This window comes from Desulfitobacterium sp. (assembly GCF_982384815.1).
Window position 1 is genome coordinate 1 of the sequence record NZ_CEVWNY010000115.1, and the last position, 9,341, is coordinate 9,341.

Here is a 9,341-nt window from a genome sequence, read left to right on the forward strand (position 1 = left end):
CTTGGGGGAAGTGCTGGCCAAGCATAAGCAAAAACAACTCCGCATCGCCGAGACCGAAAAATATGCCCATGTCACCTTCTTTTTTAATGGTGGGGTGGAGGCTCCCTGCCCAGGGGAAACCCGCATCTTAATCCCCTCCCCGAAAGTAGCTACTTACAATCTGCAACCGGAAATGAGTGCCGATGGAATTACCGAGGAGCTCCTTAAGCAGTTAGATGAGCAAAGTTTTGAAGTAATTATTTTGAACTTCGCTAATGCGGATATGGTAGGTCACACGGGGGAATTTGATGCTACAGTCAAAGCCATTGAAGCAGTTGATCAATGTATCGGCAGAATTGTTCCGGAAGTCCTCAAACGGCAGGGCACGGTCCTTATTACCGCTGATCATGGTAATGCCGAGTCTAAAATAGATTTGGCAACGGGACAGCCTTTAACTGCCCATACCTCCAATCCCGTTCCCTTTATTGTAGTCAATGATAAGTTAAAGACTAGGAAACTGCGGGAGGGAGGAGCACTGCGGGATGTAGCTCCAACTATTTTGGAGCTATTGGAGATTCCCCAACCCGAGGAAATGACGGGGAGTTCTTTGATTCAAGCGGCACCTTGAAAGCCTACTATAGCGATGTCATCCTGAAGGAGGGACGACTGAAGGATCTTAGGTTAAGATACTTCGCAATGCTCAGTATGACAAGGGTTAAGTGACGGTGTCGTCCTGCGGGAAGAATGACGGTCGGATCTTAGGCAAAATGCTAATAAATCTATTGGAGGTTATACATATGAGTTACATCGAAGAAGTTTTTGGTCGGGAAATCTTGGACTCCCGAGGCAATCCTACCGTTGAGGTGGAAGTAATCCTTGAGGATGGAGCAATGGGTCGGGCTGCCGTTCCTTCCGGTGCTTCCACAGGGGCTTTTGAAGCTGTAGAGCTTCGTGATGGCGATAAAGGCCGTTACATGGGTAAAGGGGTTTTAACAGCGGTAAGTAATGTCAATAATGTAATTGCCCCAGAACTTGAAGGGCTGAATCCCTTTGACCAACCGGCCATTGACCGGGAATTAATCGCCTTGGACGGTACCGATAACAAAGGAAAACTAGGGGCTAATGCCATTTTAGGCGTCTCTTTAGCTACAGCTAAAGCTGCGGCAGAATCATTGGGACTTCCTCTTTATCAATATCTGGGTGGGGTCAATGCCAAGGAGCTTCCGGTCCCCATGATGAACATCTTAAATGGTGGCCAGCATGCTGATAACAACGTCGATATTCAAGAATTTATGATTATGCCGGTCGGTGCCAGGAATTTTAAAGAGGCTCTGCAAATGGGAACTGAAGTTTATCATAGTTTAAAGGCGGTTCTTAAGGAGAAGGCCCTGGCTACTTCAATTGGGGATGAGGGTGGATTTGCTCCCAGCTTGGAATCCAATGCCGACGCCTTGCTGGCCATTGTCGATGCTATCCAAAGGGCAGGCTATACCCCGGGCAAAGATATTGCCTTAGCTCTTGATGTAGCAGCAACTGAGCTTTATAAGGATGGCAAGTACCACCTTGAAGGGGAAGGCTTGACCAAAACCTCCGAGGAAATGATCGAATACTATGAAGATCTGATTGAGAAATATCCTATTGTTTCCATCGAAGACGGCTTGTCTGAAGAGGACTGGGAAGGATGGAAAAAGCTCACAGAAAGACTGGGTAATAAGGTCCAACTGGTAGGGGATGACCTCTTCGTCACCAATCCCGCTCGCCTGGCCCGGGGCATCAAGGAAAAGTGTGCCAACTCCATTCTGATCAAGCTTAACCAAATCGGCACCCTCACGGAAACCCTTGATGCCATTGAAATGGCTAAACGGGCCGGTTATACCACAGTAATTTCCCACCGCTCCGGGGAGACGGAGGATGTTACCATGGCCCATGTGGCTGTAGCTGTTAATGCCGGACAGATCAAAACCGGGGCTCCGGCCAGAACTGAACGGGTGGCAAAATACAATGAGTTACTCCGCATCGAAGAGGAACTTGGGGAAACTGGAATCTACAGTGGTCAAGAGGCTTTGGGCCGTTAAAATCTGCATATCGTGGATACTCTATTGCCTTTTTTTGTTTTTTTATGCTAAAATAGCGGTACTGGCTACTCATAGGATACATAACCGTCACTGCATTCTAAAAATTTAGAAGAAGGTGGCGGTTTACCTGGTATAGGCAGAAAATCGGGAATCCCGGTTCTTTAGTCAATGGGGCTAGGAGGTGAAAGTAAATGGTAATTTTCCTAACTGTAGTATTAGTTATTAGCTCCTTGGGTTTAATTGCGACTGTTCTACTCCAATCCGGCGTAAGTGCGGGTTTAGGAGCTATTGGCGGAGCCAGCGAGTCTTTTTTTGGTAAGAAAAAAGGCATGGATGCAATTTTTCAGAAAATCAGTATTATTTCAGCGGTTGTATTTTTGCTTAGTTCTCTTGGGGTGGCCTGGCTTATGAAATAAGGGTCAGGTCCCTTTCCCTTTCCCTTTGTTCCGTCTACGGTAAATAATTATTGCCGTTGAACGGAATATTGGAATTAGAAAGTCCCTGCCTTAATACATATAAACACATTATTTTATTAATTAGGGGGGTTTTTTTACAATGGATTTTGCTTTAATGCCTATCTGGGCAGTCCTGGCAGGTCTAGTAGGGCTGGCATTTGCCTTCTACTTCGCAAGCAGTGTCTTAAAGGAAAGCCCAGGAAATGCTCGGATGCAGGAGATTTCCCAGTACATTCAAGAGGGTGCCATGGCATTCCTTAACCGCCAGTACAAGACCTTAATTCCCTTCGTAATTATTATCTTTCTTATCCTGACCTTTATCAAAAACTGGCAAACCGCGGTATCTTTTCTCGTAGGTGCAGTGCTTTCGGCAGTCGCCGGTTATGTAGGCATGGGCATTACCACTCGTGCTAATGCCCGTACCACCGAAGCCGCACGGACCAGCTTGAACAAAGCTTTGGGCGTATCCTTCCGTGCCGGAGCGGTTATGGGCCTTTCTGTTAACGGCTTAGGATTAATTGGGGTTGCTGCCCTTTACTTATGGTTCAAAGATGCGGAGATCATTAACTCCTTCGCATTTGGCGCCAGTGCGATCGCCTTGTTTGCCCGTGTTGGGGGTGGTATTTATACCAAAGCTGCCGACGTTGGTGCCGACCTGGTTGGTAAAGTCGAAGCGGGAATCCCGGAAGATGATCCTCGTAACCCTGCCGTTATTGCCGATAACGTAGGTGATAACGTAGGTGATACTGCCGGGATGGGAGCCGACCTTTTCGAATCCTATGGCGCAACCACCATTTCCGCTATGCTGATCGGTGTCGTTGTCTTCAACACTCTTGAAGGCGGAGCACCAGGACTCATGCTTCCTCTAATGGTGGGTATTGTAGGTATCCTTTCTTCTATTATCGCTAGTTTCTTTGTTCGTACCGGAGAAAATGCTAATCCTCAGACGGCCTTGAACAAAGGGTTATGGGGGACCAACCTTTTAACAGCCATCGGTTCCTTTGCGGTTGTTCATTGGCTTCTGCCTGATTCCTTCCAAGTTAGTGATACCTTAACCTTAACCCCTAATAGTGTATTTATTGCCATTATTTGTGGTTTGGTTGTGAATGTTCTGATTGGTTTGCTAACTGAGTACTATACCTCCAATCAAAAGGCTCCCGCTCAAGCCATTGCCAAAGCCTCTGAGACCGGTGCCGCCACCAACATTATTCAAGGCTTGGCGACCGGTATGAAGAGTACGGCTCTTCCCGTTATTGTAATTTGCGTGGCTACCTTTATTTCGTTCCACTTTGCCGGCATTTTCGGAATTGCCATGGCGGCTATGGCTATGCTTTCCACTGCCGGTATGGTTGTAGCAATTGACTCCTTTGGACCCGTTGCTGATAATGCCGGCGGTATCGCCGAAATGGCCGAACTTGATCCCAGTGTCCGTAAAACCACCGATAAACTGGATTCTGTAGGGAATACCACAGCAGCTGTTGCTAAAGGATTTGCCATTGGCTCTGCTGCCTTGACAGCTTTGGCACTCTTTAATGCCTATTCCGGTCTTGCCCATTTGGATCGTATTGATATTTTGGAACCGATTACGATTATTGGTCTCTTCATCGGTGCCGCCTTACCTTTCCTCTTCTCCGCCTTTGCGATGGAAGCCGTAGGTAAAGCCGCTTTCGAAATGATCGGTGAAGTTCGCCGTCAATTCCGTGAGATTCCCGGACTTATGGAAGGAAAAGCAAAGCCTGATTATCGTGCCTGCGTGGATATCTCCACGAGAGCTGCAATTCGGCAAATGATCGTTCCCGGTCTTTTAGCTGTTGGTACGCCAATCCTCGTGGGTTTCTTACTCGGAAAAACTGCACTAGGTGGTATGCTTGCCGGTGGAACTGTTTCCGGTTTGCTGATGGCCATTTACATGGCTAACGCCGGTGGAGCATGGGACAACGCTAAGAAGTATGTTGAAGCAGGGCACCTCGGCGGTAAAGGAACACCCACACACGCTGCTGCTGTTATTGGGGACACTGTCGGCGACCCCTTCAAAGATACTGCAGGTCCATCCTTGAACGCTTTGATCAAAGTTATGGGTACCATCTCTCTGATTATCGCCCCATTCTTAATCTAAGGATTCCAAGGGAAAAGTTTAGATGGTTTAATCTGTGAAAGATGGTTTACTGGGAAGCGAGGAATAAATCCTTGCTTCCTTTTTTTCAGTGTCATCCTGAGTATGTGCGAAGGATCTTATTAAGGACTTAACTAAGATCCTTCTGCTGGAAAATAACGAGAGCCTATGCTATACTGAAAAAATGAAGGGGTAACTGAAGCACATGCCGGTGTGCCTGTAGATAAGTACGAAAATCTTGTTCCTAGGCGTAAGCCGAGTTTTCTTATCCGTAGGGAGGGAGCCTTGTGGCATCTAAAGGAATTAAAGTAATCTCCGACAATCGAAAAGCCTATCATGATTATTTTGTGGAGGAGAGGCTAGAGGCAGGCATTATCCTTACCGGAACAGAGATTAAATCCATTCGTAATGGGCGTGTTAATCTTAAGGATGGCTATGCCCGTATCGAGAATGGAGAAGCCTGGCTCTATCAGATGCACATCAGTCCCTATGAGCAAGGGAATCGCTTCAATCACGATCCCTTGCGCAAGCGCAAACTCCTTTTGAATCGCTCAGAAATCGTTAAACTCATTGGTAAAGTTCAACAAGAGGGTTTAACCCTGATCCCTACTAAGATCTACCTCAAGCATGGCTTAGCCAAAATTGAGCTCGGTGTCTGCCGTGGGAAAAAGAATTATGATAAGCGTCAAGACATTGCCGAACGGGATGCGAAGCGTGAAATTGAGCGGCATTTCCGAGATAAAGGAAACTTGCGTTAGATGAAGTTTTAACTTCATCTAATGCTTAGTTGACTTATCCAGGGCTTAGCGCCACTTATCTCCTGATCAAGAAGCCGGAGTAGTAGTGGCGGTTAGCAATGGACAAAGGTAAGGGCTATTAATTAACTAGGAAGTTAATAATAGTTAGTGAATCTCCAGGAAGCAAACCTGGGGATTTTATTTTTCTTAAAGCATCTTAATAATAATTAAAATTTTGAAGGGAAAAAATGCACACAATAATGACAAGAAAAAACTTTCTGGTAGAATAGTAAATATATTCAGAAATCTCTAGTGATTTACATCTCCCTGAAAGGAAGCGTTGTGTTATGATTGAACAAATATTTACGAATATCTTTAAGATTGATATCCCGCTCCCTAATAATCCCTTGCGGGCAACCAATTCCTACTTTATAAAAGGAGACAAGCGAAATCTTCTTATAGACACCGGCTTTAATCAGCCTGAATGCAAAATGGCTATGGCTCAGGCCATTAAGGACCTGGGTTTTTCAATGGATGATACAGATATTTTCATTACCCACATCCATGGCGATCATTCCGGGCTAGCAGGTTATTTGGCGCGTCCAACTAATACGGTTTATACGGGAGAATACTGTGCCAAGTCTTTGCTAGGAAATTCCGGGAGTGGTCTTAGCAGTTTCTTTGATGATTTGATTAAACAAAGCGGACTAAAAGATATTAGTATTGCTGCCCACCCTGGCTATACCTATGCCAGTGAGCTTGTGGAAAAGGTAAGCATTGTTCAGGATGGGGATATTTTAACCGTTGGTGAATTTACTTTACGATGTATTGAAACCTCCGGCCATGCTCCGGATCATTTTTGCCTCTATGATCAAGACCATAAACTATTATTTTCCGGCGATCACATCTTGGGGAAAATTACTCCAAACAATACAATTTGGGCACCCCCCTGGATGATTACGAAGGATTATCTAGGAGAGTATTTCCGGAGTTTAGATACAATCGAGAAATTGGATATTGACCTCATTTTTCCTGGACATCGTTATATCTTAGACAACGGAAAACAAAGGATTAAGGAACTAAAGGACCATCACCAACGAAGGTTAGAGAATATTTTAAACATAGTCGCTGAGGAAAGTATGTCAGGTGCTCAGGTAGCCAGCAAAATGAAATGGGATCTTTCAATTAAATCCTGGGATGATTTTCCCCCGGCGCAAAAAATATTTGCCACGGGCGAGGCCTTAGCCCATTTAACCCATCTAGCACACAAAGGCATTATGGTTAAGGAGCTGGTGGATGGGGTAGTTTATTATTCACGGGCCTAGACGGATGAAGGGAGACCGCAGGTCTCCCTTACAAAATTGGGTTCAAATGTAGGGGCGGTCTTTGACCGCCAGGATTAAGAGGTTAGGCACTTAGAGATATCATTCTCAAGTGTCAAATTTTTGCCTTACAATGTCGAAAGTTGTCGAAACGAATGAAGTTGTGTTATAATTAGAATAAAGCCAAACAAGAAAAATTTAAACTATTAAGTGAAGATATTAACAAAAATTAATATTTAAGAAATGTTTTCTAAATAGAATTCTCGGTATTGATTTGTTAGTATTTACACAAAGGCCTTGGTTGCTTCGTAATTTCCATACTGCAGTTTTAATGAAGGAGGAAGAATTTATGGGAAACATTCTTGATGGTGTTATAAGTAAAGAGTTTAGCCGCAGGAATTTTCTTAAAGCCAGTGCTATTGGCGCGGCAAGCTTAGCATTGCCCGGTTGCAGCAGTAATACGCTTACTGACGCAGGAGTTAACGCAGACATTGCCAATAATGAGGGTGAATGGGTTACCGCAGCTTGCTGGCACAACTGTGGTGGCCGTTGTTTAAATAAGGCATTAGTGGTTGATGGAGTAGTTGTCCGTCAAAAAACTGATGATACCCATCCCGACTCTCCGGACTATCCACAGCAAAGGGGCTGCCATCGCGGGCGTTCTCAAAGACATCATGTATTAGGTGCGGATCGCATTAAATACCCCATGAAGCGGAAACATTGGGAACCCGGTGGCGGAGATAAATCTTTACGTGGCAAAGACGAATGGGTTCGTATTTCTTGGGATGAGGCCTTAGATCTTGTCGCTGGGGAATTAAAGCGCATTAAAGAACAATATGGGAATAAATCAATTCTTGGCACAAGCAGACTGCTGAACTTCTACGGCGGCGGTCTCGTCAGATGGGGATCATCTTCATCCGGTGCTTGGGGCGTCGTTCAAGAGTGCATGACCGGTTTATTTTCTTGGAAGTCCAATGACAGACTGGATTGGAGAAACGCCAAGCTTATCGTGTTGTGGGGAGCTAATCCCGCCCGCTCTAGCCTCGGGAATCCGACTTACAACCTCATGCAGGCTAAAAAGGCCGGCGCAAAAATCATCGTTGTGGATCCTTTTGTCACGCCAACAGTAAAAAGTTTAGGTGACAAATATATTCCTTGCCGACCTGGAACGGATACTGCACTACTTCTGGGCATGGCTTATCACATGATTGAAAATAATCTTCAAGATCAAGAGTTCTTAGATCGTTGTACCGTAGGATTCGATAAGGATCATATGCCGGAAGGTACAGACCCTAAGGAGAATTTCAAAGATTATGTTATGGGTACCTATGATGGAGTTCCCAAAACCCCGGAATGGGCTTCTGAAATCTGTGGAACGGACCCGAAGATTATTCGAGAATTTGCAACTGAAATTGCCACAACTAAGCCTATGATTTTCACTTCTTCCTTTGCTCCTGCCCGTACCTACAGAGGACAACAATTCTGTCAGGCATTTCTTACCGTTGGTTGGATGACCGGAAACGTTGGAAAACCTGGTGCCGGAGTTTGGACCATGAACTATGCGGCTGGTCAGAGCTATGGAGGAAAAACTCTTGTCAAAGCTGGAGGCGGTGGTCTTCCCCCTGCGGTCAACCCTCTATTCCCGGATACAACCTACGGACCGTATGATGGCTACCGTTGGGCTAACCCAACTAATCCCGATGCCAATGGTATGGCTTATTGTGAAACCTATGACGCCATTTTAAATGGTGAATACACCGGGACCAACGGACGAGGGAAAGTTCCTTGTGATATTCGCTTAATTTGGTTGGTTCGTGACGGATATGGCTATAATTTCCTCAACCAATCCTCGGATATCAATAAGGGAATTGAAGCATTCCGCAAAGTAGACTTTGTTGTAACCAATGATATTGTCCTTTCATCCATCTCAAAGTATGCAGATATTGTTTTACCCGCAACGACGGAGTGGGAAAAGGAAGGAAAAATTTATCAGGGAAATCCGGAATCAATCTTCATTGCCCAAAAAGTTATCGAACCACTTTTTGAAGCTAAAACAGAAGAATGGATGGATTGTGAGCTAGCGAAACGTCTGGGGATGGATCCCGATGAAATTTACCCAATAAGTAAGAAACAACAATTATTCAACAGCCTTGCCGGAGCTCAAGTAATTAAAGAGGACGGAGAAAATTACGAATCCCTGGTAACTATTACTGATCAAGATATTCAAGAATGGGGCGTCAAAGGTGAACCGCAAAAAGGTAGGATTGCCCTAGACGACTTGGTTAAACAGGGTGTTTACCAAGTACCGAGAACACCCGGTGACAAACTTACAGTGATTCAAGGAGCGGATTTTGTAAAGGATCCACAAGCTCATCCTTTGACAACAAAAAGTGGCAAACTGGAGATTCACTGTCAAGCTTTATCGGATAAGATAGCTGCCTATGGATTAACGACAGTACCGCCCATTGCTAAGTATGAAGCGCCCTTGGATGGATACGAAGCTACTTTTAAAGACTGGAAAAGTAAAGTGAAAGGGGAATATCCCTTCCAGCTTGTGACCATACACTATGGAAGACGTTCTCATTCCACCTACGATAATATTCCCCAGCTTAGAGAAGCCTACCCTCAAGAGTTTATGATGAATACAAGGGACGGGAAAG

Annotated in this window: 7 protein-coding genes; all 7 read left to right on the forward strand. The window is 45.1% G+C overall.

Annotated elements, in window-relative coordinates:
- A partial coding sequence (locus tag AC1U9U_RS13745; RefSeq protein WP_479961123.1) for an alkaline phosphatase family protein occupies positions 1–607 on the forward strand: 607 nt, incomplete at its 5' end.
- Between the two features lie 169 nt (positions 608–776).
- Positions 777–2,054, forward strand: a complete 1,278-nt coding sequence (gene eno / locus AC1U9U_RS13750) for a phosphopyruvate hydratase (RefSeq protein ID WP_479961124.1) — start codon at positions 777–779, stop codon at positions 2,052–2,054.
- 191 nt (positions 2,055–2,245) lie between these two features.
- Positions 2,246–2,470, forward strand: a complete 225-nt coding sequence (gene secG, locus AC1U9U_RS13755) for a preprotein translocase subunit SecG (RefSeq protein ID WP_479961125.1) — start codon at positions 2,246–2,248, stop codon at positions 2,468–2,470.
- A 139-nt stretch (positions 2,471–2,609) separates the two neighbouring features.
- Positions 2,610–4,625, forward strand: coding sequence for a sodium-translocating pyrophosphatase (locus AC1U9U_RS13760; RefSeq protein WP_479961126.1), 2,016 nt, complete (start codon positions 2,610–2,612; stop codon positions 4,623–4,625).
- A gap of 284 nt (positions 4,626–4,909) precedes the next feature.
- On the forward strand, positions 4,910–5,380 hold the full coding sequence (gene smpB / locus AC1U9U_RS13765) for an SsrA-binding protein SmpB (protein WP_479961127.1): 471 nt from the start codon (positions 4,910–4,912) through the stop codon (positions 5,378–5,380).
- A gap of 326 nt (positions 5,381–5,706) precedes the next feature.
- Complete coding sequence (locus AC1U9U_RS13770) at positions 5,707–6,684, forward strand: MBL fold metallo-hydrolase (RefSeq protein ID WP_479961128.1); 978 nt, start codon at positions 5,707–5,709, stop codon at positions 6,682–6,684.
- A 346-nt stretch (positions 6,685–7,030) separates the two neighbouring features.
- Positions 7,031–9,341 (forward strand): molybdopterin-dependent oxidoreductase (locus tag AC1U9U_RS13775; protein WP_479961129.1); only part of this gene is annotated, 2,311 nt, incomplete at its 3' end.

Coding starts and splice junctions, on each gene's coding strand:
- AC1U9U_RS13770 (WP_479961128.1), top strand. CDS start 5,707: ATGATTGAACAAATATTTACGAATATCTTTAAGATTGATATCCCGCTC.
- AC1U9U_RS13760 (WP_479961126.1), top strand. CDS start 2,610: ATGGATTTTGCTTTAATGCCTATCTGGGCAGTCCTGGCAGGTCTAGTA.
- eno (WP_479961124.1), top strand. CDS start 777: ATGAGTTACATCGAAGAAGTTTTTGGTCGGGAAATCTTGGACTCCCGA.
- secG (WP_479961125.1), top strand. CDS start 2,246: ATGGTAATTTTCCTAACTGTAGTATTAGTTATTAGCTCCTTGGGTTTA.